This window comes from Sulfitobacter sp. W002 (assembly GCF_025142135.1).
GTDB classification, from domain to species: domain Bacteria; phylum Pseudomonadota; class Alphaproteobacteria; order Rhodobacterales; family Rhodobacteraceae; genus Sulfitobacter; species Sulfitobacter profundi.
The window spans coordinates 3,260,046-3,284,839 of record NZ_CP081126.1; the positions used below are offsets into that span (position 1 = coordinate 3,260,046).

Annotated in this window: 23 protein-coding genes; 13 read left to right on the forward strand and 10 right to left on the reverse strand. The window is 64.3% G+C overall.

Going from position 1 to position 24,794, the window contains the following annotated elements; translation table 11 throughout:
- Positions 1-10: 10 nt before the first annotated feature.
- From K3758_RS16210 to blaOXA, 4 genes are all read left to right on the forward strand, one after another.
- Positions 11-568 (forward strand): hypothetical protein, encoded by a 558-nt coding sequence (locus K3758_RS16210; protein ID WP_259946557.1) that lies wholly within the window; start codon positions 11-13, stop codon positions 566-568.
- A gap of 118 nt (positions 569-686) precedes the next feature.
- Positions 687-1,460, forward strand: coding sequence for a DUF6478 family protein (locus K3758_RS16215; RefSeq protein ID WP_259946558.1), 774 nt, complete (start codon positions 687-689; stop codon positions 1,458-1,460).
- A gap of 9 nt (positions 1,461-1,469) precedes the next feature.
- A complete protein-coding gene (locus K3758_RS16220) occupies positions 1,470-1,844 on the forward strand; it encodes a hypothetical protein (RefSeq protein WP_259946559.1) in 375 nt (124 codons plus the stop codon).
- Between the two features lie 32 nt (positions 1,845-1,876).
- On the forward strand, positions 1,877-2,665 hold the full coding sequence (gene blaOXA, locus K3758_RS16225; RefSeq protein WP_259946560.1) for a class D beta-lactamase: 789 nt from the start codon (positions 1,877-1,879) through the stop codon (positions 2,663-2,665).
- 53 nt (positions 2,666-2,718) lie between these two features.
- Here blaOXA and K3758_RS16230 read toward each other — a convergent pair whose 3' ends face one another.
- The 3 genes from K3758_RS16230 to gpmI are packed head-to-tail and all read right to left on the reverse strand — an operon-like array spanning position 2,719 to position 6,713.
- A complete protein-coding gene (locus tag K3758_RS16230) occupies positions 2,719-4,059 on the reverse strand; it encodes a S41 family peptidase (protein WP_259946561.1) in 1,341 nt (446 codons plus the stop codon).
- Between the two features lie 3 nt (positions 4,060-4,062).
- Positions 4,063-5,199 (reverse strand): murein hydrolase activator EnvC, encoded by a 1,137-nt coding sequence (locus K3758_RS16235; RefSeq protein WP_259946562.1) that lies wholly within the window; start codon positions 5,197-5,199, stop codon positions 4,063-4,065.
- Positions 5,196-6,713 carry a 2,3-bisphosphoglycerate-independent phosphoglycerate mutase gene (gpmI, locus tag K3758_RS16240; RefSeq protein ID WP_259946563.1) on the reverse strand — a complete coding sequence of 506 codons (1,518 nt, stop codon included), beginning with the start codon at positions 6,711-6,713 and terminating at the stop codon, positions 5,196-5,198. The genes K3758_RS16235 and gpmI overlap by 4 nt, the downstream gene beginning before the upstream one ends.
- A gap of 169 nt (positions 6,714-6,882) precedes the next feature.
- Here gpmI and K3758_RS16245 point away from each other — a divergent pair, with 169 nt between their 5' ends.
- The 4 genes from K3758_RS16245 to K3758_RS16260 all read left to right on the forward strand — a co-directional run bounded on the left by K3758_RS16245 (position 6,883) and on the right by K3758_RS16260 (position 11,030).
- The gene (locus K3758_RS16245) at positions 6,883-7,062 is read left to right on the forward strand and encodes a zinc-finger domain-containing protein (protein ID WP_067622513.1); all 180 of its coding nucleotides are present in this window, start codon (positions 6,883-6,885) and stop codon (positions 7,060-7,062) included.
- Positions 7,063-7,185: 123 nt separating this feature from the next.
- The gene (polA, locus tag K3758_RS16250) at positions 7,186-9,984 is read left to right on the forward strand and encodes a DNA polymerase I (RefSeq protein WP_259946564.1); all 2,799 of its coding nucleotides are present in this window, start codon (positions 7,186-7,188) and stop codon (positions 9,982-9,984) included.
- The gene (locus tag K3758_RS16255; protein ID WP_067622518.1) at positions 9,984-10,190 is read left to right on the forward strand and encodes a YdeI/OmpD-associated family protein; all 207 of its coding nucleotides are present in this window, start codon (positions 9,984-9,986) and stop codon (positions 10,188-10,190) included. The genes polA and K3758_RS16255 overlap by 1 nt, the downstream gene beginning before the upstream one ends.
- Before the next feature lie 222 nt (positions 10,191-10,412).
- Positions 10,413-11,030 carry a glutathione S-transferase gene (locus K3758_RS16260; protein WP_259946565.1) on the forward strand — a complete coding sequence of 206 codons (618 nt, stop codon included), beginning with the start codon at positions 10,413-10,415 and terminating at the stop codon, positions 11,028-11,030.
- Here the strand turns inward: K3758_RS16260 and K3758_RS16265 are convergent.
- Together K3758_RS16265 and K3758_RS16270 are read right to left on the reverse strand one after the other, a co-directional pair.
- On the reverse strand, positions 11,019-11,783 hold the full coding sequence (locus K3758_RS16265) for a hydroxypyruvate isomerase family protein (RefSeq protein ID WP_259946566.1): 765 nt from the start codon (positions 11,781-11,783) through the stop codon (positions 11,019-11,021). The genes K3758_RS16260 and K3758_RS16265 overlap by 12 nt on opposite strands.
- Before the next feature lie 17 nt (positions 11,784-11,800).
- Entirely contained in the window at positions 11,801-12,376 is a 576-nt protein-coding gene (locus tag K3758_RS16270) for a DUF1285 domain-containing protein (RefSeq protein WP_259946567.1), read from the reverse strand.
- 70 nt (positions 12,377-12,446) lie between these two features.
- Here K3758_RS16270 and K3758_RS16275 point away from each other — a divergent pair, with 70 nt between their 5' ends.
- The 4 genes from K3758_RS16275 to K3758_RS16290 are packed head-to-tail and all read left to right on the forward strand — an operon-like array spanning position 12,447 to position 19,139.
- Positions 12,447-13,454 carry a MoxR family ATPase gene (locus K3758_RS16275; RefSeq protein WP_259946568.1) on the forward strand — a complete coding sequence of 336 codons (1,008 nt, stop codon included), beginning with the start codon at positions 12,447-12,449 and terminating at the stop codon, positions 13,452-13,454.
- Complete coding sequence (locus K3758_RS16280; protein WP_259946569.1) at positions 13,451-14,338, forward strand: DUF58 domain-containing protein; 888 nt, start codon at positions 13,451-13,453, stop codon at positions 14,336-14,338. Before K3758_RS16275 ends, K3758_RS16280 begins: the two co-directional genes overlap by 4 nt.
- Positions 14,335-17,100, forward strand: coding sequence for a DUF4159 domain-containing protein (locus tag K3758_RS16285; RefSeq protein ID WP_259946570.1), 2,766 nt, complete (start codon positions 14,335-14,337; stop codon positions 17,098-17,100). Before K3758_RS16280 ends, K3758_RS16285 begins: the two co-directional genes overlap by 4 nt.
- On the forward strand, positions 17,097-19,139 hold the full coding sequence (locus K3758_RS16290) for a hypothetical protein (protein ID WP_259946571.1): 2,043 nt from the start codon (positions 17,097-17,099) through the stop codon (positions 19,137-19,139). The genes K3758_RS16285 and K3758_RS16290 overlap by 4 nt, the downstream gene beginning before the upstream one ends.
- Here the strand turns inward: K3758_RS16290 and K3758_RS16295 are convergent.
- From K3758_RS16295 to K3758_RS16315, 5 genes are all read right to left on the reverse strand, one after another.
- Positions 19,136-20,017: a nickel/cobalt transporter gene (locus K3758_RS16295; RefSeq protein ID WP_259946572.1), complete on the reverse strand. Its 882-nt coding sequence runs from the start codon at positions 20,015-20,017 to the stop codon at positions 19,136-19,138. The genes K3758_RS16290 and K3758_RS16295 overlap by 4 nt on opposite strands.
- Positions 20,002-20,652, reverse strand: a complete 651-nt coding sequence (locus tag K3758_RS16300) for a DUF1007 family protein (protein WP_259946573.1) — start codon at positions 20,650-20,652, stop codon at positions 20,002-20,004. The genes K3758_RS16295 and K3758_RS16300 overlap by 16 nt, the downstream gene beginning before the upstream one ends.
- Before the next feature lie 90 nt (positions 20,653-20,742).
- Positions 20,743-21,522 (reverse strand): peroxide stress protein YaaA, encoded by a 780-nt coding sequence (gene yaaA / locus K3758_RS16305; RefSeq protein ID WP_259946574.1) that lies wholly within the window; start codon positions 21,520-21,522, stop codon positions 20,743-20,745.
- A gap of 30 nt (positions 21,523-21,552) precedes the next feature.
- Positions 21,553-23,598, reverse strand: coding sequence for a DNA helicase RecQ (recQ, locus tag K3758_RS16310; RefSeq protein WP_259946575.1), 2,046 nt, complete (start codon positions 23,596-23,598; stop codon positions 21,553-21,555).
- A 109-nt stretch (positions 23,599-23,707) separates the two neighbouring features.
- Positions 23,708-23,995: a YggT family protein gene (locus K3758_RS16315; RefSeq protein WP_067935215.1), complete on the reverse strand. Its 288-nt coding sequence runs from the start codon at positions 23,993-23,995 to the stop codon at positions 23,708-23,710.
- 132 nt (positions 23,996-24,127) lie between these two features.
- Here K3758_RS16315 and K3758_RS16320 point away from each other — a divergent pair, with 132 nt between their 5' ends.
- On the forward strand, positions 24,128-24,706 hold the full coding sequence (locus tag K3758_RS16320; RefSeq protein ID WP_259946576.1) for an acyl-CoA thioesterase: 579 nt from the start codon (positions 24,128-24,130) through the stop codon (positions 24,704-24,706).
- Positions 24,707-24,794 lie beyond the last annotated feature (88 nt).

Sequence of the window (24,794 nt, forward strand, 5' to 3'; positions counted from 1 at the left end):
GGCACTTGCTATGCTCACCCTGTCCGCCTGCGAAGGCGGTCAGGGTTTTTCCTTTGGCGGCAGCACCGGCGTGCCCGACAAACCCCTGCGGCAAACGGCGCTTGCCGGGGGCGCGGTGCAGGTGGTGCCCCCGCAGGGCTATTGCATTGACCCCAAAAGCCTCAAACGCCGCTTTGCCCTGATGGCGCGCTGCGATGCGCTTGGCCTGCCGGATGTGGTCACCGCCGCGCCGCGTGGCATCCTCACGCTGGCGCTGATCGAGGCCGAGGCAGAAGCCCCTCTGCCCACCCCGCAACAGGTCGCCGAGGCCACTGGCCTGAGCCAGCTGCAAGAAGCCGGCAGCATTGAGGGCGCAACGATCTTTGTGGCCCAAGGGCCGGTGCCCGCCGAGGGCATGTCGCCCCGCCACTGGCGCGGCATGGCACGGATCGGCGGCCATGTCGCCAGCGTCACCCTGTACGGCGCACCGCAAAGCAGGGTTATTTCCGAAGAGGGCCGCGCGCTGGTCGCAGACCTGATCCAACAAAGCCGCAGCAAGAGCGCGAAGGCTGTCGCCGCTGGCAGCTGACCCGCCCGTTGTTTCCAAATTGGCAACACTGCCCGCCCCCGGAAACAATCGCAGGGCTATTCATTTGAACGAAATGCCCGCCTTGCATAGACTGCGGCAAAACGAGAGGCGCAGGTTCATGGTCAACTTCCCCAGCGGCTATCTGGAGAGCAAGCTCTATGCCCGCGCACTGCAACGTTGGGCCGATGCGGCCCGCAAGGCTGCCACGGTCGATCTTGCCACCCTGCGCCGCCAACGCAGCCGCGCCCGGCTGCTGCGCGCCCAACTGGATCGTCTGATTCACCGCGCAGAAGACCGTCTTGCCCTGCCCGCGATCGGCGCCAGCGGCTTTCCGAAACCGCATAACGCCGATTGGGCATGGCGGCCCGAACTTTGGCGCGGCCCGCTTGCCACGCCGGGGATGTCTTCGGTCGAAACCAAATCCACACTGGGCGCGGAAGTGACCCTGTTCCACGATTGCGCGCAATCGGAACTGACCCTGCGCCAATTGCGCAACCTGCGCGAGGCCGATTTGGCCCCCTATGGCCTGCAACTCGACGTCTTCAAATTTGATGGGTCTTTCCTGTCGCTGGTGATTAACCTGCCCACCGACGCCATCACCGGATTGAAACGCCGCCACCTGATCCGTATGGATACGATCGTGCAATTGGAACACCCGCTTGAGATCTTTGCCCGGCTCAACATCCGCCATGGTCCGAACACCGAACAGATCGTCCGCGAATTGCCCGTTGGTCACGAAAACATCAGCGTCGAATTCGATCTGGCCTATAGCAAGCTCAACGAAAAGCGGATCGAGGCGGCATGGATCGACCTGATCTTTGAGGGGCCGGACATGAACCAAGTCGTGCTGCGCGACCTCACTTTCTCGCGCCGCCCCCGCGCCCAGATCTAGGACCCCGTCATGAGCCACTTTGACCTGACCAAGACCGTATTGCGCCAAGGCATCTGGCACGGCGTTCTGACCGCCAAGGACGGCACCGACGCCCCGCAGATCAGCGTAACGCATGAAGGCAAAGAGGTGGCAGAGGTAACGCTGGAACCCGAAGGGACCGAGGGGCGCTGGCACCTCTCCTTCGCCCTCCCACCCGAGGCGATTGCCGATGGAGTGCAGACCCTCGTTATCACCGAAAAGACCGGCGGAGCGCTCTTGGGTCACGTGACCATAATCGCGGATGAAGCGCTTGGCGATGACATCCGCGCCGAGATGGACCTGCTGCGCGCCGAACTCGACATGCTCAAACGCGCCTTTCGGCGGCATTGCCGCGAGATGGATTAACCCCGCTATCAAACCCGGCGAAAGGCTGCCCCATGCGCGCATTCCGCTCTTTGCTTTTGTCCTTCGTCATGGCCTTGCCCGCCTCAGCCGAGACACTGTGCACGCTGTTGATCGACGCCCCCACAGGCGCGACCCTGCTGGAAGAGGGCGACTGTGATCGGCCCGTCACCCCGGCATCGACCTTCAAATTGCCGTTGGCGGTGATCGGCTATGATACCGGGCTTCTGATCGACGCCGAAACCCCAGTTTTCAGCTACCGAACAGGCGATCCCGACTGGGGCGGTGCGCCGTGGCGGCAAGACACGTCACCCACTGATTGGCTGCGTCATTCCGTGTTGTGGTACTCGCGCCGGCTGACGCATGAGTTGGGCGCTGACAGACTCGCGCACTATGCGCGGCGCTTTGGCTATGGCAATGCGGATTTTAGCGGCGATGCGGGCCATTACAACGGATTAGACCGCGCCTGGATTGCCTCCTCGCTACAGGTTTCCCCACGCCAGCAAGCGGTTTTTCTACGTGCGCTGCTGCGCGACGCCCTGCCCGTATCTCCTGCCGCCATGCAAAAAACCCGCGCGATTGTCGAGCGGCGAGACGTGGCCGGATGGCAGTTCAAGGGCAAAACAGGCGCTGCCTTTCCCCGACGTGCGAACCGCAGCTTTGACTATGCACGCGGTTGGGGCTGGTATCTAGGTTGGGCCGAAAAGGCGGATCGGCAGGTGGTTTTTGTCACCCTCACCCAAGCAACCCAACGCAAGGAAGGCTCTCCGGGCAATCTAACCCGCGATGCGTTTCTCAACGAATGGCCAGGCCAGCTTGACTAACAAAAAGCCCCGCTGCTGCCAGCGGGGCTTGTTACGTTTCTGGGAAGACCCCGTTATTCGTTCGGGCCCAAAGCCGACAGACCCTTGAGGATGTCGATGGCATAAGCCAGTTGGTAATCCTCTTCACGCAGTTCTGCCGCCTTGCGGGCCTTCTCGCGGTCGTCTTCGATCTGTTTGATCTGGTCGTCGGTCAGGCTGTCATTGTTCAACCGCCCGCGCAGATCGGCTTCAGAGCGGAGGGGGCGTGCCGACAACGCCTCGTCGTCCTCCTCGGCCTCAGGTGCGGCCGGGGGCTGGGCCACAACGATGTCAGGCGACACGCCAAGCGCTTGGATCGACCGGCCCGAAGGCGTGTAATAGCGTGCCGTGGTCAGACGCATGGCCCCGTCGCCGCGCAGCGGCATGACGGTCTGAACCGACCCTTTGCCAAAGCTCTTGGTGCCGATGACGATGGCGCGGCGGTGGTCCTGCAAGGCCCCCGCGACGATTTCCGAGGCCGAGGCAGAGCCGCCGTTGATCAGCACCACAATGGGTTTGCCCATCGCCAGATCGCCCGGCGTGGCATTCACCCGGTCGCCATCTTCAATGTCGCGGCCACGGGTGCTGACGATTTCCCCTTCTTCGAGGAAGGCATCCGACACGGCAATCGCCTGATTGAGCAAGCCGCCGGGGTTGTTGCGCATATCAATGACGATGCCGTTGATATTCTCGATGCCGCCCGCGTCTTCGATCTGCTGCTCCAGACCTTCCTTCATCTTGGGATAGGTCTGTTCGTTGAACGTCGTCAGACGCAGAACGGCGGTGTTGCCCACGGTCCGGGCGCGCACGGCGGTCAGCTGGATTGTGTCGCGCACGATGGAAACGTCGAAGGGCTCTGGCTCCCCTTCGCGGACCACGGTAATGAGAATCTCTGACCCCACCGGCCCGCGCATCATCTCAACCGCGTCGTCGAGGCCAAGACCCAACAGGCTTTCACCATCGACATGGGTGATGAAATCCCCCGCCTCAATCCCGGCCTCAGCAGCAGGGGTGCCATCAATGGGCGAGACGACTTTGACGAAACCCTCTTCTTGGGTGACCTCGATGCCCAAGCCCCCGAATTCGCCGCGCGTCTGCTCGCGCATCTTTTCGGCGTCTTTCGGCGACAGGTAGGACGAATGCGGATCAAGCGAGGTCAGCATACCGTTGATGGCGGCTTCGATCAGGTCACCGGGGTCGACATCTTCGACATATTGCGCGCGGATGCGTTCGAAAATATCTCCGAAAAGATCAAGCTGTTCGTAAACATTTGTCGTCTTCTCGGCCTCTTGCGCCAGCAGCGGTCCGGCGATCTGAGTGGTTGCGACCACCCCCGCGACCGTGCCTGCAACGGCTGCCATCACGAATTTCTTCATCTGCTATCCATCCTTGTCGGTGCGGAACCAGTCTGCCGGGTCCTGAGGTGTGTTGTCTTGCCTGACTTCTATATAGAGCGTTTCCGTCCGGTCAGTGCCAGTGCCTTCACCATTTGGTGACATCTGGGAACTTGTGCCGCTTTCCGGCCCGCCCATCAACCCGATGGGCGTGCCACCGGCAATCACCTGCCCGGCTTGGCCGTAAACGATATCCAGCCCCGCCAGCACAAACAGCGTGTCGACCTGCGGCTCAAGGATCACGACATTGCCCAGATCCAGCAACGGACCGACGTATCGGATCGTTGACGCCGCCGGGCTGGTGACGATGGCGCGGGGCCGGGTGGCAAGGATCATGCCGGGCCGTGTGACCCCAGCCGAATCCGTCTCTCCTGCCTTGCGCAGCACCAAACCTTGAGCGGGTAAGGGCAGCTCGCCCACCTGACCATCAAGGTTCACCGGGGCCGGTTCTTCCACGCCGGTGGTGATTTCGGACAGGCCACTGGCAAAGCCATCCAATGTCTCGGTCGAGGCAATCAGGATCGCGGTGCGCACCGGGTCTTCGGTAAAGCGCGTCGGCAGATCGGTACGGTTGGCCATGGCCTGATTGAGCGCGGTGCGGGCGCGCTGCACTTCGGTCAGCCCCTCTTGCAACCGCTGTGCCGCATCGGTCTGCAAGGCACGCAGGGTTTTGATGTCTTCGTAGTCTTGGCGCAGCGCATCGGCGCGGGCGTTGAGCGCGGGCGTCAATTCCGCCAGCAACATCCCGGCACGTGCTGTGCCCATCGGGCCATCGGGGTGCAGCAGCACCACGGGCGACGGATCACCGCCGATGCTTTGCAAAACGCCTAGGAACTGCGCCACCTCGCCCTCGCGCGCCTGTAGCTTGCGGCTCAGCTGTGCCTCGTTGATCGCCGCCTGACGCAGCCCTGCCCGCATCGCGGCAAGCCCCGCCTCAAACGCCTGAATCGTTTCGGTCAGCGCCTGCACCCGGTCGCGCGCGCCGTCGGCTTGGTCGAGCCGCGCCCCTGCCGCCTCCAACGCGGTCGCGGCCGCGCGTGCCTCCGCGGCGGCCTCTTGGGCCTGCGCCTGTGCCATCGCGGGCAAGCAGGCAAAAAGAACAGCCGCGGCCAGATGTTTCATGAAAGCAGACTTTTCCCGGTCATTTCTTCGGGCTGCGGCAGGCCCATCAACTCTAGCACCGTCGGTGCCAGATCGGCCAGACGCCCGTCGCGCAAGGCGGCCCCTTCGGGCGCGCCCACCGCCACCACCGGCACAGGGTTAAGCGTATGCGCCGTATGCGCGCCACCGGTCTCAGGGTCGATCATCATCTCGCAATTGCCGTGATCCGCGGTGACGATCATCGCGCCACCCGCTTTTTCCAGCGCCTTGAGCACCCGGCCAAGGCCCGTGTCCACCGCCTCACAAGCCGCAATCGCCGCCTCAAGGTCGCCGGTATGGCCGACCATATCGGGGTTGGCGTAATTCACCACGATCAGGTCATAGCCCGCCTCGATCGCCTGCACGAACTGATCCGTCACCTCGCCGCAGGACATCTCAGGCTGCATGTCATAGGTCGCGACATTGGGCGACTTGGGCATGTTGCGGTCTTCGCCCGTCGCCGGGGTTTCGACACCCCCGTTGAGAAAAAAGGTCACATGCGGATATTTCTCGGTCTCGGCCAAACGGAACTGCCGCAGCCCCTGTTGCGCCACCCAATCCCCCAGCGTGTTTTTGATGTCCGGCTTGGGATACATCGTCGTCATATAGACGGCGTGGTCTTTGGAATATTCCGCCATGCCCATCAGCGCCGCCCAATCGGGGCGCGGGCCGGTGTCATAGGCGTCGAACCCCGGATCGCCCAAGGCAGCCATGATCTCGCGCGCGCGGTCGGCGCGGAAGTTGAGGCAGAAGAGCCCGTCGCCCGTCGCCGCCCCCGCATAGCCGTCGATCACGCTGGCGGCAAAGAACTCATCCGTCTCACCCCGTCCGTAGGCGGCCTGAACCGCTGCGCGGGCGTCGGGAAACGCCTGCCCTTCGCCGCGCAGAATTGCCGCCGAAGCCTTGCCCACCCGGTCCCAACGCGTGTCGCGGTCCATCGCGAAATAGCGCCCGGTCACGGTGACGATCCTGGCGCCTTCGGGCAGCGCCGCCTCCAGCGTCTCGAAATAGCCAAGCGCTGAAGACGGTGCCACGTCGCGCCCATCGGTCACCGCATGGATCACCACCGGCAGCCCCGCCGCATCCAGCGCGCGGGCGGCGGCGATCATATGGCTGAGATGCCCATGCACCCCCCCGTCCGAAACGACGCCCATCAGATGCGCCGTGCCGCCAGTTTCCTTGAGTTTGGCGATAAACCCCCCCAGCCGCGCATTCTCGGCAAAGCTGCCTTCTTCGATCGCCAAATCAATCTGCCCAAGATCCATCGCCACCACCCGGCCCGCGCCGATATTGGTGTGACCAACCTCGGAATTGCCCATTTGCCCGCGCGGCAAGCCCACGTCGGGGCCATGGGTGATCAGCTGCGCCTTTGGTCCCGCTTGCATGATCCGGTCAAAATTCGGCGTCTTGGCCAGCAGGGGGGCGTTGCCCTCCGGCACCTCGCTGAGGCCCCAACCGTCAAGGATGCACAATACGACAGGTTTGGGGGCGCTCATCAGACTGCTTGCTCCGGCTTGGTGGCTGTTCTGCGTCTTTTACCCCTTGTGGGCTGGCACTTGAACCACTTTGTGCACGAGCCTTCCATTCCCGCGCAGAGCCCTTGCCCCGCGCGCCTGCTTTGGTCATAACGAGTGGCAACTTTCGCCTGAGCCGAGGACCAACTCAATGACCCTGCAAGCGCCCGAAACCCGCATCGTGAACACTTGGCGCGTGGCCTGCGACGGCAGCGAAGGCGCGCTTGGCCATCCGCGCGTCTGGCTGCAAATCCCCCAAGATCGCGGCTGGGTCGAATGCGGCTATTGCGACTGCAAATTCGTGCACACGGATTTCGAAGGCAAAGTCTGAGCCTTTCCGGCCCTCACCTGAACACCTGAACCGACGGCACGAACCTGCCCGCGCGGCGCATTGGCGTCTGGCCGTGGGCCATGCTTCGTGGCAAAAGGGTCGCCAATCCAGCGGAGCATTCATATGACATTCGGCAAAGGCCACCACCTGCATCTGATCGACGGCTCGGCCTTCATCTTTCGCGCCTATCACGCCCTGCCACCGCTGACGCGCAAATCCGACGGCATGCCCATCGGCGCCGTGGCTGGGTTTTGCAACATGCTGCACCGCTATGTTGAGGGCAACACCGGCCCCAATGCGCCCACGCATGTTGCCGTGATTTTCGACAAGGGCAGCCACACTTTCCGCAACGACATGTACGACCAGTACAAGGCCAACCGCGAGGCCATGCCCGAAGACCTGCGCCCGCAGATCCCGCTGACACGCACTGCGACCGAGGCGTTCAACATCGCTTGCAAAGAGCTTGAGGGCTATGAGGCCGATGACATCATCGCCACGCTGGCTGTGCAGGCCCGTGCCGCCGGGGGGCGTTGCACCATCATCAGCTCCGACAAGGATCTGATGCAGCTTGTGGGCGACGGGGTCGAGATGCTGGACGCGATGAAGAACAAGACCATCGACCGCGATGGGGTGTTCGAGAAATTCGGCGTCTATCCAGATCGCGTGGTGGATGTGCAGGCGCTGGCGGGCGATTCGGTCGACAACGTGCCCGGCGCGCCCGGCATCGGCATCAAGACAGCGGCGCTGCTGATCAACGAATACGGCGATCTGGATGCGCTGCTAGAGCGCGCGAGCGAGATCAAACAGCCCAAACGCCGCCAGACCCTGATCGACCATGCCGAGCAAATCCGCCTGAGCCGCAGCCTCGTGCTGCTCGATGAAAACACGCCCATCGACTTCACCATCGACGACCTCGAAGTGCGCGACCCCGATGCCGACCGCCTGCTCGGCTTCCTGTCTGAGATGGAATTCCGCACCCTGTCGAAGCGCGTGGCCGAAGTGCTGGGCCGCGAAGCCCCCGCCATCCCCGACGCGCCAGCGCCTGCCGTGGCCGACGCACCGCAGGTCGCGGATGTGCCCTTCGACCACAGCAAGTATGAGCAGGTCAGCGATGCCGAGGCGCTGCGCGTCTGGCTCGACCGGATTTATGAGGTCGGCTATGTTGCGGTCGACACCGAAACTACCGGTCTGAACGAGATGACCGCCGAACTGGTCGGCGTGTCGCTGTCGGTTGAGGCCGGGCAGGCCTGCTATATCCCGCTGACCCACAAGGCCAGCCGCGGTGATGATCTGTTCGGCTCCGATGACCTCGCGCCCGGCCAGATGCCGATTGAGGAAGCGCTGCAACTGCTGACCCCGATGCTGGAGGATCCTGCGATCCTGAAAATCGGGCAAAACATGAAATACGACGGCAAGATCTTTGCCCAACTGGGCATCACCGTCGCACCCATCGACGACACCATGCTGATGTCCTACGCGATGCACGCAGGCCTGCACGGGCATGGGATGGACACGCTCTCGGAACGTTACCTCGGCCACACGCCCCTGCCGATTAAACCGCTATTGGGCAGCGGCAAATCTGCCGTCACCTTTGACAAGGTGCCGATGGAAGACGCGGTGCCCTATGCCGCCGAAGACGCCGATGTCACCCTGCGCCTGTGGCAACTCTTCAAGCCGCAGCTGCACCGCGCCGAAGTCACCAAAGTCTACGAAACGCTTGAACGCCCGTTGGTGCCCGTGCTGGCCCAGATGGAGCGTTCGGGGATACTCGTCGACCGCGATACGCTCAGCCGGATGTCCAATGCTTTCGCCCAGAAAATGGCGGGGCTAGAGGCTGATATTCACGAATTGGCCGGAGAGACCTTCAACGTAGGCTCCCCGGCGCAGCTGGGTGAAATCCTGTTTGGCAAGATGGGGCTTGAGGGCGGCAAAAAGGGCAAGACCGGCAAATATTCCACCGGCGCGGATGTGCTGGAGGATCTGGCCACTGAACATGACCTCGCCCGCCGGGTGCTGGACTGGCGGCAACTGTCCAAACTGAAGTCGACCTATACCGACGCGCTGCAAGACCATGTGAACGCCGACACGGGCCGGGTGCACACCTGTTATTCCATCGCCGGTGCCGCGACGGGGCGACTGGCTTCCACCGATCCGAACCTGCAAAACATCCCGATCCGTTCCGAAGAAGGCCGCCGCATTCGTGAGGCTTTCGTCGCCCCCGAGGGCAAGGTGCTGGTGGCGCTCGACTACAGCCAGATCGAACTGCGCATCCTCGCGCATATCGCCCAGATCGACGCACTCAAGGAAGCTTTCCAACGCGGCGACGACATCCACGCCATGACCGCCTCCGAGATGTTTGACGTGCCGATGGATCAGATGACCCCGGAAATTCGCCGCAACGCCAAGGCGATCAACTTTGGTGTGATCTACGGCATCTCCGGCTTTGGCCTCGCGCGCAACCTGCGCATTCCACGGGCCGAGGCGCAGGGCTTTATCGACCGCTATTTCGAACGCTTCCCCGGCATCCGCACCTATATGGACGACACCAAAGCCTTCGCCAAAGAGCACGGGTTTGTGCAGACGCTGTTCGGGCGTAAGATCAACACGCCCAACATCGGCGCCAAGGGGCCGCAGGCCGGGTTTGCCGCCCGCGCCGCGATCAACGCGCCGATCCAAGGCACCGCCGCCGATGTGATCCGCCGCGCCATGGTGCGGATGCCCGAGGCCATCGCCGATCTGCCCGCGACGATGCTGTTGCAGGTGCACGATGAACTGCTGTTCGAAGTGGAAAAAGGGGCCGAAGACGCGCTAATCGCCGCCGCGCGCGAGGTGATGGAGAACGCCAATGATCCGGTGGTGAAGCTTGACGTAAAGCTGATCGTCGATGCCGGCGTCGGTGCCAACTGGGCAGAGGCACATTGATGGATCATACAGACCTCCCCGAAGACCTCGCCCAAGCGCTGGAAGAGACCGGCGCACAGGCGGGCTGGGACGGATACAGCGATGAGTTGCGCGCCGATGCGCTGGCATGGATCGACGCGGCGCGGACCACAACAGCGCGGTCGAAGCGGGTGGATGATGTGGCGCGCTTTGCGGGCAAGGGGCTGCCGCCAACGCCGTTTCAGTAGGGTGAAATGAAGCACCGGCCCGGAATCAAGCCACAGGCGCCGGGCCATCGCCTGCCCGCCCCCCCCCCCCCCCGGGTAGGCGATTTGGTGAGGCTGGGCATACCCTCTCGAGCACACATCACGGATGAGCCATAAAGTGGCAGAAACCTCTGCCCCGGTCGCCCACCCGCGGTCAGGCCATGGCCCTTTGTACATCTTGCCCATGTCACCTAAATACTCCCCATGACCTCAATCCTCTACTCCTTCCGCCGTTGCCCCTACGCCATGCGCGCGCGGCTTGCCATCGCCGCCGCGCAAACGCCCGTCCACCTGCGCGAAGTCGTCCTGCGGGACAAACCGCAAGCGTTCCTCTCGGCATCCCCCACCGCCACCGTCCCTTGCCTCGTCACCGAAACCGGCCCCATCGACGAAAGCCTCGACATCATGAAATGGGCGCTGGCCCAGAACGATCCCGAAGGCTGGCTCGACATGCCGCCCGAGGGGCACGATTGGATCGCCCGCGCCGATGGCCCATTCAAAGATGCGCTCGACCGCACCAAATACGCCACGCGCTACCCTGAGGAAAACCCCGAGGCACAGCGCGACAAGGCGACCGCCTTTCTCGAAGATCTCGACGCGCAACTGGGTGACTGGATCTTCGACCGCCCGACGCTGGCCGATTACGCGATTTTGCCCTTCGTGCGGCAATTCGCCTTTATCGACCGCGCTTGGTTCGACGCGCAGGACTGGCCCGCCCTGCGCGGCTGGCTCGACCGGTTCCTTACCTCGCCCCGGTTCGAAAGCGTGATGAGCAAATACCCCCAGTGGCAGCCCGACGATGCGCCGGTGTCATTCCCCTAAGGCGGCCACCCATCCGAGTGTCTGCTCCGTCGCTGCGCCCGGCGCATACTCCCCACTGACAAAACCGTCATAGCCCGCCCGCAGCGCGGCAAAGAGCCCGTCGAAATCGACATTACCGCTGCCCGGCGCCCCACGCCCCGGCGCGTCACCAAGCTGCACATGGCGGATCAGAGGGCGATATTCCTCGAATACTGCCACGGCATCGCCATGGATCATCTGCGCGTGAAAACTGTCGAACTGCAGCCCCACATTCGGCGCATTCACTGCCGCGAGAAGATCCGCCGCCTGCGCGTAGTCGTTCAAAAAATACCCCGGTTTGGCCTGCGGGCAAAGCGGTTCGATCATTAGCGTGACCCCCGGCGGCGCCTCTGCTGCGGCATGGCGGAGGTTCGCCACGAATGCCTCTGCCGCCGCTGGCCCCTCGGCCTCCCCGGCCATCACATGGACCACCTTGGGCCGCAGCGCGTCGACATAGCGCCAAACGCGGCGCATATCATGAGCAAATCGTGCCTCCCCGCCCGGAATGGCCGCAAAGCCGGGCTGGCCGCCGGTATAATTCGGCGGTGGGGCATTGATCAGGGCAAGCGTTAACCCGTTGCGCAGCAGGGCACGCTGGGTCTCTTTCGCGGGTACATCATAGGGAAACAACACTTCGACCGCGCCAAACCCCGCCTCTGCCGCCGCGTCGAACCGATCCAGATAGGGCAGTTCCGACCAGAGCAGCGACAGGTTGGCGGCAGGTATCAGCGGCATTTCAGGCTTTCGAGGCTTTACGGCAGGTCTTCCGACGGGATGATGCCAAAGAATTCCCCACCCGACCAGACACCAAACCAGCCATCGCGGTGTTGGCCAAGATCGACCAAGCGGTAAAAGCTTTTGCGGTCGATCAGCGCCTCGAGGTTCCGGCGCAGCAGCACATAGGGCGAAGGCTCGCCCGTCTCCTCATCACGGACCACGCGGATCGGATGCTCCGGCCCCGCCTCGGCCACATCGCCTAGGTTGGTGAGAAACCGCAACTGCTGCGCCTCGCCCTCGCCTTCGGCCTCGAAATCCACGGCGACAAAGGGCGCATCTTCGACCGTGATGCCCACCTTCTCGACCGGGGACTTGAGGAAATAGTCATCCCCCTCGCGCCAGAGAATCGAAGCGAACAATTTGACCAATTCGATCCGCCCAATCGGCGTGCCTTGGTAGAACCACGTCCCGTCGCGTTTGATTTGCATGTCCAGATCGCCGCAGAATTCCGGGTTCCACTTCTCAAGCGGCGGGGTTCCGCGCGTTTTTGCGGCCTTGGCGGCTTCGATCAGGCTGTCTGCACTGGGTGTCACGGTATTTTGTCCGCTCATTGGTTTTGCCATTCCCTTTGGTCGCGATACACTTACACCTGAAAGATATAACTCCGGGGAAAGAAATGTCATGGCCGAAGCGGATGATCTGATCGCGCAAATCGAAGCGCTGACCGAAAAGCTAGGCAAGGCCAAGCAGTCGATCACCGGGCGGTTCGTCGGGCAAGAACAGGTTGTCGACCTCGCGCTCACGGCTCTGCTCTGCGGTGGCCACGGGCTGCTGATTGGCCTGCCGGGCTTGGGCAAGACACGACTGGTTGAGACGTTGAGCACTGTCATGGGCCTGCACGGCAACCGCGTGCAATTCACCCCCGATCTGATGCCCGCCGATATTCTGGGCTCCGAAGTGCTTGATACCGCGCCCGACGGCAGCCGGGCCTTTCGCTTTATCGAAGGGCCGATTTTTTGCCAGCTTCTGATGGCGGATGAGATCAACCGCGCCAGCCCGCGCACGCAGTCGGCACTTTTGCAGGCGATGCAGGAAAAGACGGTGACTGTGGCGGGCCAAGACCGCGCCCTCGGCCAGCCCTTCCACGTGCTCGCCACGCAAAACCCGATCGAGCAAGAAGGCACCTACCCGCTGCCCGAAGCACAGCTTGACCGTTTCCTCGTGCAGATCGACGTGGCCTACCCCGACCGCGCGACGGAGCGGGACATTCTGATTACCACAACGGGTGTGGAAGACGGCGCGGTGCAGCCTGTCTTCTCGACCGACGATCTGCTGGCCGCGCAGAACCTGCTGCGCCGGATGCCCGTGGGCGACAGTGTGGTGGAACTGATCCTTGATCTTGTCCGCGCCTTCCGCCCCGATGAACCCGAGGCCACCCCTGCGGTGCGCGACAGTGTCGCTTGGGGCCCCGGCCCCCGTGCCGCGCAGGCGCTGATGCTGACGGTCCGCGCCCGTGCGCTACTGGAGGGGCGGTTGGCCCCCTCTGCCGAAGACGTGCTGGCGATGGCCCGCCCGGTGCTGAGCCACCGGATGGCGCTGAATTTTGCCGCCCGCGCACGCGGCGAAAGCTTGCAAGGGCTGATCGACGCCACCGCCGGTCAACTGATCGGGAAAAAGGCCGCCGCGTGACCCATTCCCCCCTAACCCTCAGGGCCGACGCCGAGGGCGAGGCGGCCAGGCTTCCCGCGCTGCTGGCGCGGGCCGAGCAACTGGCAGGTGCCGTGTTGCCCGGCGCCCATGGCCGCCGCCGTGCGGGGACGGGGGATGATTTCTGGCAATACCGCCCGGCGCAAATGGGCGACAGCCGACGCATGGTCGACCACCGCCGCTCTGCGCGGGGCGATCAGGAGTTCGTGCGCGAGCGGGAATGGCAGATTGCGCAGTCGGTCATGCTTTGGGTCGATCAGAGCGCGTCGATGCGCTTTGCCTCTGACGAAGGGTTGCCCGATAAGGCGGATCGCGCGCGGCTGTTGGGCCTCGCGCTGTCGATCCTGCTGCTGCGCGGCGGTGAGCGTGTGGGCCTGACCGGCACCGCCCTACCGCCCCGGCGCGGCAATCCGCAGGTGCTGCGACTGGCCGAATTGCTCTGCCAAGAAGACACCCGCGAATATGCCCCGCCCGAACACCGTGGCATGATCCCCCATGCGCGGGCGATCTTTATCTCGGATTTCATGGGCGATCTTGAACCGGTGCAGACTGCATTGACCAAAGCCGCCGATCGTGGCGTGCGCGGCGTGCTCTATCACCTGCTCGACCCGGCAGAGGAAGCCTTCCCTTTTGCGGGCCGTACCATTTTCGAAAGCGTCGGCGGTACGCTGCGCCACGAGACGCTGAAGGCGAACGACCTGCGCGACCGCTATCTCGACCGGCTCGCGGCGCGCAAAGATGAATTGCAACAACTCTGCGCCCGCACCGGCTGGCGTTACGGGCTACACCACACGGACGCTTCCGCGCAATCGGCGCTGCTGTGGCTCTATGGCGCGTTGGACGCGCGACAAGGAAGTGCTGCATGAGCGTTTTCGGCGGCATTGGTTTCACCGCGCCTTGGCTGCTGCTGGCCCTGCTGGCGCTGCCGATCCTGTGGCTGATCCTGCGTGCCGTGCCCCCCGCCCCGATCCGCCGCCGTTTTCCCGGTGTGGCGCTGCTCTTGGGTCTGGCGGATGACGAAAGCACCACGGACCGCACCCCGTGGTGGCTGCTGTTGCTGCGGATGCTGGCCGTAGCAGCGATCATCATTGGCCTTGCCGGGCCGGTGCTGAACCCGCAGGCCGAGGCGGAACAGGGCAGCGGCCCGCTGTTGATGGTGCTCGATGGCTCTTGGGCCGGGGCCAGCGGCTGGGATCGTCAGTTGGCTGCTGTAGACGCGCAGCTGGCCCGTACTGGCCGGGCCGAGCGGACCGTGGGCATCCTGACCTTGACCAACCCGCAGGTGCCAACCTTCCAATCCGCCGACGCATGGCGCAGCCGCCTTGCCGGGCTTTCCCCCGCGCCGTGGCAGCCTTCCCCAGCTGAGATCGCTCGCGCAACCGAAATCATGGCAGACCTGCCCGCCTTTGACACGATGTGGTTCAGCGATGGCTTGGACTATCCGGGCCGCGATGATCTTCTCGCCGCGTTGCAGACCAAAGGCGCGGTTGAGGTGCATCAGTCGGCCAACAACGTCATCGGCATCGCGCCCGCGGTCTACCAAGACGGTGCAATCGACCTGACCCTGCGCCGCGCCAGCCCCGGCCCGGAACACGACGCCGTGGTGCAGGCCCATGGCCGCGACCCCGCAGGCAATGCCCGCGTTTTGGCCACCGCCAATGCCAGTTTCGAGGCGGGGGCGACAGAGGCCACCACCTCCCTGTCGCTGCCCGCCGAACTGCGCGCGCGGCTGACCTCTTTCGATATCGCAGGCCAACGCTCTGCCGGGGCGCGTACCTTGATCGATGACGGGCTGCGCCGCCGTGAGGTCGCGCTGATCAGCGGGCGCGGGGCGCAGGAGGGGCTGCAACTGCTCTCTCCGCTGCACTACATCGAACAAGCGCTGGCCCCGAGTGCTGACCTGATCGACGGCACCCTGTCCGACGTGCTGCCCGCCAACCCCGATGTGATCGTGCTGGCCGATGTGGCCACCCTCAGCCCCGCCGAAGCAGAGCCGCTGCAAGAGTGGATCGACGCGGGCGGTATGCTCATTCGCTTCGCCGGACCGCGCATCGCCGCCAGTGACGTGAGCCGCATCGACGAAGATCCGCTGATGCCGGTGCGCCTGCGTGCTGGGGGGCGCAGCGTGGGCGGTGCGATGTCTTGGGGGGAGCCGAAGGCGCTGGCCCCTTTCCGCAACGGATCGCCTTTCTTCGGCCTGCCGGTGCCAGATGACGTGACTGTTTCCGCGCAGGTCGTGGCGCAACCGGACCCGACGCTGGCCGACCGGGTGATTGCGTCGCTGAGTGACGGCACGCCGCTGGTCACGCGCAAGGCTGTGGGTCAGGGGCAGATCGTGCTCTTCCACGTCACCGCCACCGCGGAATGGTCGACCCTGCCGCTGTCGGGCCTTTTCGTGCAGATGATGGAGCGGCTGGCTGTGTCCTCTGGTGCCAGCACGCCCGAGGCCGGCAGCCTTGAGGGCACCACATGGACCCCGCTGCGGGTGATGGACGGTTTCGGCACCCTCTCGGACGCGGGCAACCTGCCCGGTGTCGCGGGGCCTGACTTGATTTCGGCCCCCGCCGGCCCTGCGCTACCCCCCGGCATCTACGGTTCGGACGATCGGCGGCTGGCGCGCAATGTGTTGACTGCTGAGACCACGCTCGCCCCCGCCAGATGGCCATCGGATGTGCCGCTGCGTGGTCTTGCGCTACCGCCCGAACAGCCGCTGGCCGGAGCGCTTCTGAGCCTCGCGATCCTGTTGCTGGTTGCCGATGTGCTGGCCTCTCTCGCCCTTTCGGGGCTGCTGCTGCGTCGCTCCACCGGCAGCTTGGCGCTGATCTTGGGGCTGGGCTTGCCACAGATGGGGGACGCGCAAGAGACTGACCCCGAAAGCTTTGCCGTGCGCTCCGCCTCCGAAGTCACGCTGGCCCATGTGCTGACCGGCAACGCTGATGTAGACGAGGTCGCCCGCGCCGGGCTGACCGGCCTGTCGGACACGCTTTATTTTCGCACCACGGTAGAACCTGCCCTGCCCACAGGTGTCGATTTGGAGCAGGACGAACTCGCCTTTTTCCCGATCCTCTATTGGCCCGTCACCCCCGATCAACCGCAGCCCTCGACCGAGGCTTATGGCAAGCTGAACGACTATCTCCGCTCGGGCGGGTTGATCCTCTTTGATACCCGAGACGCAGATATCGCAAGCTATGGTGCCGCCAGCCCGAACGGGCGCAAGCTGCAAGAATTGGCCGCCCCGCTCGACATCCCACCGCTTGAGCCGCTGCCCGGCGACCATGTGCTGACCCGCACCTTCTATCTGCTGCAGGACTACCCCGGCCGCTACACCAGCCGCGATGTCTGGGTGGAGGCCGCGCCGCCCGATGCCGAGCGGATCGAAGGCATGCCCTTCCGCAACCTCAATGACGGGGTCACCCCGGTGGTCATCGGCGGCAACGATTGGGCCGCCGCTTGGGCCGTGCGCCGCGATGGTGCGCCGCTGCTGCCCATCGGGCGCGGCTATGCTGGGGAACGGCAGCGCGAACTGGCCTATCGCTTTGGCGTAAACCTTGTGATGCATGTGCTGACAGGCAACTACAAATCCGATCAGGTCCATGTGCCTGCGCTGCTCGATAGGTTGGGCCAATGACCGGAACCGTGCTTTTTGACCCGCTGATCCCGCTGCCGCTGCTGATTGGGCTGGCGGTGCTTGCCGCGCTCGGCGTTCTGCTGACGGTCTGGCGTGGCCTGTCGGGCTGGGCACTGCGGGGGCTGGCCGCTGTGGTGGTGCTTGGCGCATTGGCTGGCCCCTCCTATCAAACAGAGGACCGCGCCCCGCTGAGTGACATCGTGCTGCTGTTGGAAGACGAAAGCGCCAGCCAGCGGCTGGCGGACCGCGCCGACCAGTCAGATACCGCCGCCGAGGCGATGGCCGACCGGATCACCGCGCGCCCAAATACGGAACTGCGCCGCATCACCGTGCCCGACGGGGCCGAGGACGCGGGCACACGGTTGATGACCACGCTGGCCGACGCGCTGGCCGAAGAGCCGCGCGCGCGGATTGCGGGCATTCTGGCGGTCAGCGATGGCCGGGTGCATGACGCGGACCTGCCGCTTGACCTTCCCGCGCCGCTGCACCTGCTGCAAACCGGCCGGGCCGCGGATTGGGACCGCCGCCTGACCGTACGCAACGCCCCTGCTTTTGCCATCATCGGGGAGCCGGTGACCCTGACCCTGCGCATCGACGATCTGGGCGCCGCGCCCGAGGACGGGGGTCTGACCCGGCTTGATATCTCTGTCGATGGTGAAGACCCGCAAAGCTTTGACGTTCCCATTGGCCAAGACCTCGAACTGCCCGTTGCCCTGCCTCACGGGGGGCGTAATGTGATCCGTTTCTCCCTCCCCGAAGCCGAGGGTGAGTTGACCGATCGCAACAATGCCGCGCTGATCCAGATGAACGGGGTGCGCGACCGGCTGAGCGTGCTGCTCGTCTCAGGCGAGCCGCATCCCGGGGGGCGCACGTGGCGAAACCTGCTGAAGTCCGACAGCACGGTCGATCTGGTGCATTTCACGATTTTGCGCCCGCCCGACAAACAGGATGGCGTGCCGGTGAACGAGTTGTCGCTGATCGCCTTTCCGACGCGCGAATTGTTCATGGACAAGATCGACGACTTTGACCTGATCATCTTTGACCGCTACCAGCGGCGCGGCATTTTGCCTGCGCTCTACCTCGATAACGTGGCGCAATATGTGCGCAAGGGCGGCGCGGTGCTGGTTGCTGCGGGGCCGGATTTCGCCAGTGCCGATAGCCTCTACCGGTCGCCGCTTGGCACGGTGCTGCCCGCCACCCCCACCGCGCGAGTTTTGGAGGAAGCCTTCCCCCCGGTCGTCACCGACATCGGTCAGCGCCATCCCGTGACCGCCGAACTGCCGGGCAAAGGCGACTGGGGCCGCTGGCTGCGTCAGATCGACGTGACGGCTGAGCGTGGCGATGTGGTCATGAGCGGCGCAGACGACCGCCCACTGCTGGTGCTTGACCGCGTCGACGAAGGCCGCGTGGCGCTGCTGGCCTCAGATCATGCGTGGCTGTGGAACCGGGGCTATGAGGGCGGCGGCCCGCAGTTGGAACTGCTGCGCCGTCTGGCCCATTGGATGATGAAAGAACCCGAGCTTGAGGAAGAGGCGCTGACCGCCACCGCCCAAGGCCGCACCATGCGGATCACCCGCCGGACCTTGGATGAAACCGTGCCCCCGGTCACCATCACCGCCCCCGATGGCAGCACCACCGAAGTGCCCCTCTTCCCCGCTGGTCCGGGCCGTTTCGAGGCTGAATTCACGGGCGAAGAGATGGGCCTCTACCGATTGGAAAACGGGGAGAAGGTGACTGTCATCGGCCTCGGCCCTGCCGCCCCGCGCGAGTTTATTGAGACGATTGCCAGTGATGAAGCCCTGCGCCCAGCCATCGACACCCTGCGTGGTGGCGTGGCACAGGTGGAGGATGGGCTCCCCCGTCTGCGCGACGTGCGCCTTGGCCGCCCGGCTGCCGGACGCGGCTGGCTGGGGCTGACCCCACGTGGCGCTTATGAGACCCGCGATGTGCGGCAAACACCGCTGTTGCCGGGGTGGTTGGTGCTGTTGCTTTCGGCGCTGTTCATCATTGCCGCTTGGCTGCGCGAAGGCCGCCGTTAAAGCGCGCGAAGCAGCAGCCCGCCCGCGAGCGTGACGACGATAAGCCCTGCCGTCAGCTCGGCCACCGCCGCGGCCTGTGCCAAGCGCGGCGATCCGGCGAGCCCACCAAGCACCCCCGCCCGCAACCCCGTGGCGGCAAGACCGGTGGCGATGGTGATCAACCCGGTGCCAAGGGCCATGGCGAAAGCGCCCAAAACACCGACACCGCCGATGCCCATATGCCAAGTGATCACCAGCACGAACAGCGCCCCGGTGCAGGGACGGATGGCGATCCCGGCGATCAAAAGCAGCGCATCGCGCAGGCTGCCCGCCTGCTGGACCTGTGCCAAGCTTGGCCCATGGGCATGGCCGCAATGGCCGCAGACCTCTTCGCTATGCGCTGCCTTCTTTTGCCGCGCATGACGTAGCCCGCGCCAGATCAACCAAAGCCCGATCAAGGCTATTGCGCCGTAGCTTGCCGGGGCCATGATGTCTTCGGTCACGCCCACCAGCGCCTCACGGCCAAGGCCCAAAAGCAGGATCCCCGCATAGACCAAGACCACCGCCGTCACCGCTTGGCCCAACGAGGCGGCCAGAGCGATCAGCGACAGCCGCAGCATGGGCACCGAGCGCGCCAGACCATAGCCGCCAATCACGATCTTGCCGTGCCCCGGCCCCGCCGCATGCACCACGCCGTAGGCAAAAGACGCCAGCAGCACCGTCCAGAACGCCGCCGTATCGCCCCCCCGCGTGGCGCGCAGCCCGCTGGCGATGCTGTTTTGAAACCCGCGTTGCTGCCCTGCCGCCCAATGGGCCAAGGCGTTAAAGCCCCCCGTCCACCACAGCGCCGCCAGCGCCAGTAGGGTAGCCAAGGCGGCCAGCGCTATGATGCGTCGCATGTGATCACCACTTCATTGGCCAAGGCTTCGCCGATCTCCGGCAGGCCGACATCGTTCGGATCGGTATTCGCGTCCAAGGCGCTCAGATCCTGCTGAAGTTCGCGCAGATCGGCGTTCATCTCTGGCATCTTGACCCGCGCGCGACAGGCGTCATCGCCTTGCACGGTCACCTTCTGAGTCACCTCATAGGCAGTGTAATAGGTCGGGTCATAGGGTTTGATGACCAGCCCATTCGCGTCAGGCGCATCGCCCTCGACCGCCCGCAGATGGCTGGTGATGATCCGGCCCTCGGAAAAGGTCGTCGCCACCTCTTGCGGACTGGAAAGCGCGATCTCTTCACCGCCGTTCAGCAAGACCGTATCGCCGTTGAACCCTTCGACCCAACGCATGTCGAACCCGTTGAGAGAGGCCACTTCCGCCTCGGTCAACACGCCATCGTAATCGGGATCAAGCCCGCGATCCTCGGTCACCAACAAAGAATAGAATTCGTCATAGGCCCATGTGATCCGCAGATGGGTCAAGCGCCCCTCAGCATCGAGGATCACCTCAAAACCGGTATCGACAAAGATATGCGGATGCGCGCCAAGCGGTGTGGCGCAGGCAAGTAGGGCGGCGGTAACAAGCGGGTATTTCATGGCGCTAGGTCTACCCCCCTTCGCCATGCGCGGCAATTGCCCGGCGGGTGGCATATGGCGGGATCGCGCGCATTGCCCCCCGCCCCCAGATCAGGTCGACGGATAGGGCCGGGCAAAGACCGGACGCTCAGGCGTCGAGGCATCGGGCTGATAGGCATAGCCGCCGCTGTCGAAATCCTGCAACCCCTCGGGATCATTCACCCGGTGCTGCACGATATACCGCGCCATGGCGCCGCGTGCTTTCTTGGCAAAAAAGCTAACGATTTTCGGCCCTTTACCGTCGCCCTTGTCTTCCATGAACTGCGGGGTGATCACGCGCAATTTCAGCGCTTTGAGGTCGACCGCGCCAAAGTATTCCTGACTGGCGCAGTTCACCAGAACATCGCTGCCGGTGGCTTCGGCCTGCGCGTTCAGCGCCTTTGAGAGGCTGTCGCGCCAGTAGTCATAGAGGTTGCCACCGCGGCGGGTTTTCAGCTTGCTGCCCATCTCCAACCGGTAGGCTTGGATCGCGTCGAGCGGGCGCAGCACGCCGTAAAGCCCCGACAGGATGCGCAGGTGCTCTTGGGCATAGGTCATCTCATCGGCATCTAGGCTCGCAGCCTCCAACCCCTGATAAGTGTCGCCCGCAAAGGCCAACGCGGCGGGGCGGGTGGTGTCGGCGGCGGGCTCAGCCTCGAACGCCTGAAACCGGTCGCGGTTGAGCCGCGCCAGATCGTCGCTCAGCCCCATCAGGTCTTTGAGGTTGCCCAAGGTGAGATTGCGCGCGGTGGTCGCGAGCCGCACAGCGTCTTCCTGAAAATCAGGCTGGGTGACGGCGACATCGCGCTCGGCCCAATCAAGGCGTTTGGCAGGGGAAATAACGACGAGCATGGCAGTCTCCTTGGGGCGTGTCGGGGTGATCTAGCCCGCGTCGCGCAGAACGTCCAGAAAGGCGGGGCCAAAGCGTTCGGCGCGTTTGTCGCCGAGCAAGCGTTCAATCGCGGAGCTGTCGGCGCTGCGCAGTTGTGCGACCTTGGCCAGCATCGCGGCAGAACAGCTCAGCGGCTTGTCGGTGCCCTGCTCACCCCGCGCCAAATCGGCCTGCACCTGCAACAACTGGTCATAGACATTGCCCGCCTCGCGGCCCGCCAGTTTACGCCGGGCCTTATGCATTGGCTGCGCTTCGCCGTTGATGACCTCAAGGAAGGCGGCGCCGTAGTTTTCCAGCTTTTTCGCGCCCACGCCGCCGATACGGGCCATGGCATCTAGGTTTTGCGGACGCGCCTCGGCCATCTCGATCAGGGTGCGGTCGGTGAAGATGATATAGGCAGGCACGCGCGCCGCCTCGGCCAATGCGCGACGCTTGGCCTTGAGCGCCGACAGCAGCGGCGCGTCTTCATCGCTGACCATCGCTTTAACGGCAGGTCGGCGATTGGCCCCCGCCGCCTTGATCGTATCGCGGCGCAGGTTGATCGACGCCTCACCGCGCAGGATCGGTAGGGCGGCATCGGTCATCCGCAGCGCGCCGTGGCGTTCGGCATCGGGGCGCACGAGGTCATGGCCCATCATCTGACGGAACACCGCTTGCCATTCATTGCGGCTGTATTCGCCGCCGACGCCGTAAGTGGGCAGGGACTGGTGGCCGCGCTGGCGGACCTTGTCGGTCTCATTGCCCAAAAGGATGTCGATCAGATGCCCCGCGCCGAACCATTCATCGGTGCGCAGCATGGCCGAGAGCGCCTTGCGCACTGCCGTGGTGCCATCGAACACATCCGCGGGCGTATCACAGAGGTCGCAGCGCCCACAGGTGATTTCGGACTCGTCAAAATAGCCCAGCAAGGTCTGGCGACGACACTCCAGCGCCTCGGCCAAACCGAGCAGAGCGTTGAGCCGCCCGTGATCGGCGGCGCGACGTTCGGGCGGGGCGAGCCCCTCGTCGATCTGACTGCGGCGCAGGCGGATGTCGTCGGGGCCGAAGAGGGTCAGGGTTTCAGCCGGGGCACCATCACGCCCGGCGCGACCGATCTCCTGATAGTAAGCCTCAATCGACTTGGGCAGATCGGCATGGGCGACCCAACGGATGTCGGGTTTGTCGACACCCATGCCAAAGGCCACCGTGGCGCAGACGATCAGCCCGTCCTCCTGCTGGAACCGGCGCTCTGCGATGCGGCGGTCTTCGGCCTCCATCCCGCCATGGTAATGGAGCGCCGTTTGCCCCTGATCGCGCAGCGCCTTGGCCAGCCCTTCGGTCTTGGCCCGCGTGCCGCAATAGACGATGCCCGACTGGCCTTTACGCGCGGCGGCGAAGTTCAAGATTTGATCGCGCGGCTTGTTCTTGGCGGCAAAGGCGAGGTGGATGTTGGGCCGGTCAAAGCCGCGCAGGAAAGCGCGCGGGGGCGTGCCGTCAAACAGCTTCTCGACAATCTCAACCTGCGTTTCGGCGTCCGCCGTGGCGGTGAAAGCCGCCAGCGGCACGTTCAGCGTGCGGCGCAATTCACCGATGCGCAGGTAATCGGGGCGGAAATCATGACCCCACTGGCTGACGCAATGCGCCTCGTCCACGGCGATGAGACTGACGCCAACGCGCCGCAACATGCCCATGGCCGAGCCTGCGGCGAGCCGTTCCGGTGCCATATAGAGCAGTTTGAGGGTGCCCGCCTCCAACGCTTCCCAAACCGCGTCGGTCTCTTCGGGCGTGTTGCCCGAGGTCAGCGCGCCCGCCGCGACCCCCGCTTCTTGCAGGCTGCGAACCTGATCGCGCATCAGGGCGATGAGCGGGCTGATGACCACCGTCACCCCCTCGCGCATCAGCGCAGGCAGTTGGAAACACAAAGATTTACCGCCGCCCGTGGGCATGATGGCAAGCACGTTCTCGCCCTCAGTGACCGCCTCAACGATCTCTTGCTGGCCGGGGCGGAACCCGTCGAAACCGAATACATCACGAAGAAGCGTGGCAGCGCCTGTCATGGAGAACCTGTAAGATTGTCTGCTCTTTGTATGCAGACTCCCACACTAACAAACCGTGAACAAGGCCAGATGCACGCGACATGGGCGCGCGGACCGGGCTTGGCGCGGGTCAGTAGAAGGCCGCGGCGTTGTTTGTCAGCACGATCCGCGCGACGGCCACGGCGATCAGCACGATCAATGGTGCCAAGTCCAGCCCACCCATCGGCGGGATCACATTGCGCACGCGGCTATAAACCGGCTCTAGAATGCGGTTCAGCCCGTCCCAGATTTGCGCAACCAAGGGTTGGCGCAGATTGAGCACCTGAAAATTGATCAACCAAGACATGATGACATGGGCGATGACGATGAACCAAACGATGTTCAAAAGCAGCATCAGGATTTGGAACAGTGACGTCATGGAATATCCCCTTGGTGTGACGCAAGACAGTTAAGCGCCCCGTCCGCAAAGGGCAAGAGTGCCGCGACGTATATGCTTGACCGCGCAGCGCTTCCGCCGCAGATCGGCACCGTCACGACAAAGGAAAGCCCCATGTTCCCGATCATCCGCATGGCCAAAGACGTCATCGTCGCCGCGCGGCAGGCGCCGCTGGAAAACCTGACCGACACCCATGTCAGCCACCACATCTGCTGGCCGCATGACCTCGATATCTGGATGGAGCTGAACAACGGGCGGGCGCTGTCGCTGTATGATCTGGGCCGCACCGCCATGGCGCAGCGTGCCGGGTTGATTACGCTGCTTCGCCAAAACAAATGGGCAATCACAATCGCAGGCTCCAGCACCCGGTTCCGCCGCCGCATCCGCATGTTTGAGAAGTTCGAGATGCGCAGCCGAACGCTGTGTTGGGATGACAAGTTCATCTATCTGGAACAATCCATGTGGAAGAAGAACGGCGAATGTGCGAGCCATGTGCTTTATCGCTCTGCCGTGACCGATCGCAGCGGGTTGATCCCGCCGGAAAAGGTGCTGCGCGCCATGGGGCGGCAGCAACCTTCGCCCGAGGTGCCGGGCTGGGTGGCCGAATGGATCCGTGCCGACAGCCACCGCCCGTGGCCGCCGATGCAAGACGGCGCGCCCGTGCGCGAAGCTGCACCGCACCTTTCCGCCTGACCCGACCGGCAGCCCAACGTTTCAACCCCGCCACGACTGGCGCTTGCGCCTTGCGCCGCGCCCTGCTCTAACTTGGAAAAGAGCAGGC

Excerpts from the sequence above, each read along its gene's own strand:
- K3758_RS16210 (WP_259946557.1), top strand. The coding sequence starts at position 11 with ATGCTCACCCTGTCCGCCTGCGAAGGCGGTCAGGGTTTTTCCTTTGGC.
- K3758_RS16215 (WP_259946558.1), top strand. The coding sequence starts at position 687 with ATGGTCAACTTCCCCAGCGGCTATCTGGAGAGCAAGCTCTATGCCCGC.
- K3758_RS16220 (WP_259946559.1), top strand. The coding sequence starts at position 1,470 with ATGAGCCACTTTGACCTGACCAAGACCGTATTGCGCCAAGGCATCTGG.
- blaOXA (WP_259946560.1), top strand. The coding sequence starts at position 1,877 with ATGCGCGCATTCCGCTCTTTGCTTTTGTCCTTCGTCATGGCCTTGCCC.
- K3758_RS16230 (WP_259946561.1), bottom strand. The coding sequence starts at position 4,059 with ATGAAGAAATTCGTGATGGCAGCCGTTGCAGGCACGGTCGCGGGGGTG.
- K3758_RS16235 (WP_259946562.1), bottom strand. The coding sequence starts at position 5,199 with ATGAAACATCTGGCCGCGGCTGTTCTTTTTGCCTGCTTGCCCGCGATG.
- gpmI (WP_259946563.1), bottom strand. The coding sequence starts at position 6,713 with ATGAGCGCCCCCAAACCTGTCGTATTGTGCATCCTTGACGGTTGGGGC.
- K3758_RS16245 (WP_067622513.1), top strand. The coding sequence starts at position 6,883 with ATGACCCTGCAAGCGCCCGAAACCCGCATCGTGAACACTTGGCGCGTG.
- polA (WP_259946564.1), top strand. The coding sequence starts at position 7,186 with ATGACATTCGGCAAAGGCCACCACCTGCATCTGATCGACGGCTCGGCC.
- K3758_RS16255 (WP_067622518.1), top strand. The coding sequence starts at position 9,984 with ATGGATCATACAGACCTCCCCGAAGACCTCGCCCAAGCGCTGGAAGAG.
- K3758_RS16260 (WP_259946565.1), top strand. The coding sequence starts at position 10,413 with ATGACCTCAATCCTCTACTCCTTCCGCCGTTGCCCCTACGCCATGCGC.
- K3758_RS16265 (WP_259946566.1), bottom strand. The coding sequence starts at position 11,783 with ATGCCGCTGATACCTGCCGCCAACCTGTCGCTGCTCTGGTCGGAACTG.
- K3758_RS16270 (WP_259946567.1), bottom strand. The coding sequence starts at position 12,376 with ATGAGCGGACAAAATACCGTGACACCCAGTGCAGACAGCCTGATCGAA.
- K3758_RS16275 (WP_259946568.1), top strand. The coding sequence starts at position 12,447 with ATGGCCGAAGCGGATGATCTGATCGCGCAAATCGAAGCGCTGACCGAA.
- K3758_RS16285 (WP_259946570.1), top strand. The coding sequence starts at position 14,335 with ATGAGCGTTTTCGGCGGCATTGGTTTCACCGCGCCTTGGCTGCTGCTG.
- K3758_RS16290 (WP_259946571.1), top strand. The coding sequence starts at position 17,097 with ATGACCGGAACCGTGCTTTTTGACCCGCTGATCCCGCTGCCGCTGCTG.
- K3758_RS16295 (WP_259946572.1), bottom strand. The coding sequence starts at position 20,017 with ATGCGACGCATCATAGCGCTGGCCGCCTTGGCTACCCTACTGGCGCTG.
- K3758_RS16300 (WP_259946573.1), bottom strand. The coding sequence starts at position 20,652 with ATGAAATACCCGCTTGTTACCGCCGCCCTACTTGCCTGCGCCACACCG.
- yaaA (WP_259946574.1), bottom strand. The coding sequence starts at position 21,522 with ATGCTCGTCGTTATTTCCCCTGCCAAACGCCTTGATTGGGCCGAGCGC.
- recQ (WP_259946575.1), bottom strand. The coding sequence starts at position 23,598 with ATGACAGGCGCTGCCACGCTTCTTCGTGATGTATTCGGTTTCGACGGG.
- K3758_RS16315 (WP_067935215.1), bottom strand. The coding sequence starts at position 23,995 with ATGACGTCACTGTTCCAAATCCTGATGCTGCTTTTGAACATCGTTTGG.
- K3758_RS16320 (WP_259946576.1), top strand. The coding sequence starts at position 24,128 with ATGTTCCCGATCATCCGCATGGCCAAAGACGTCATCGTCGCCGCGCGG.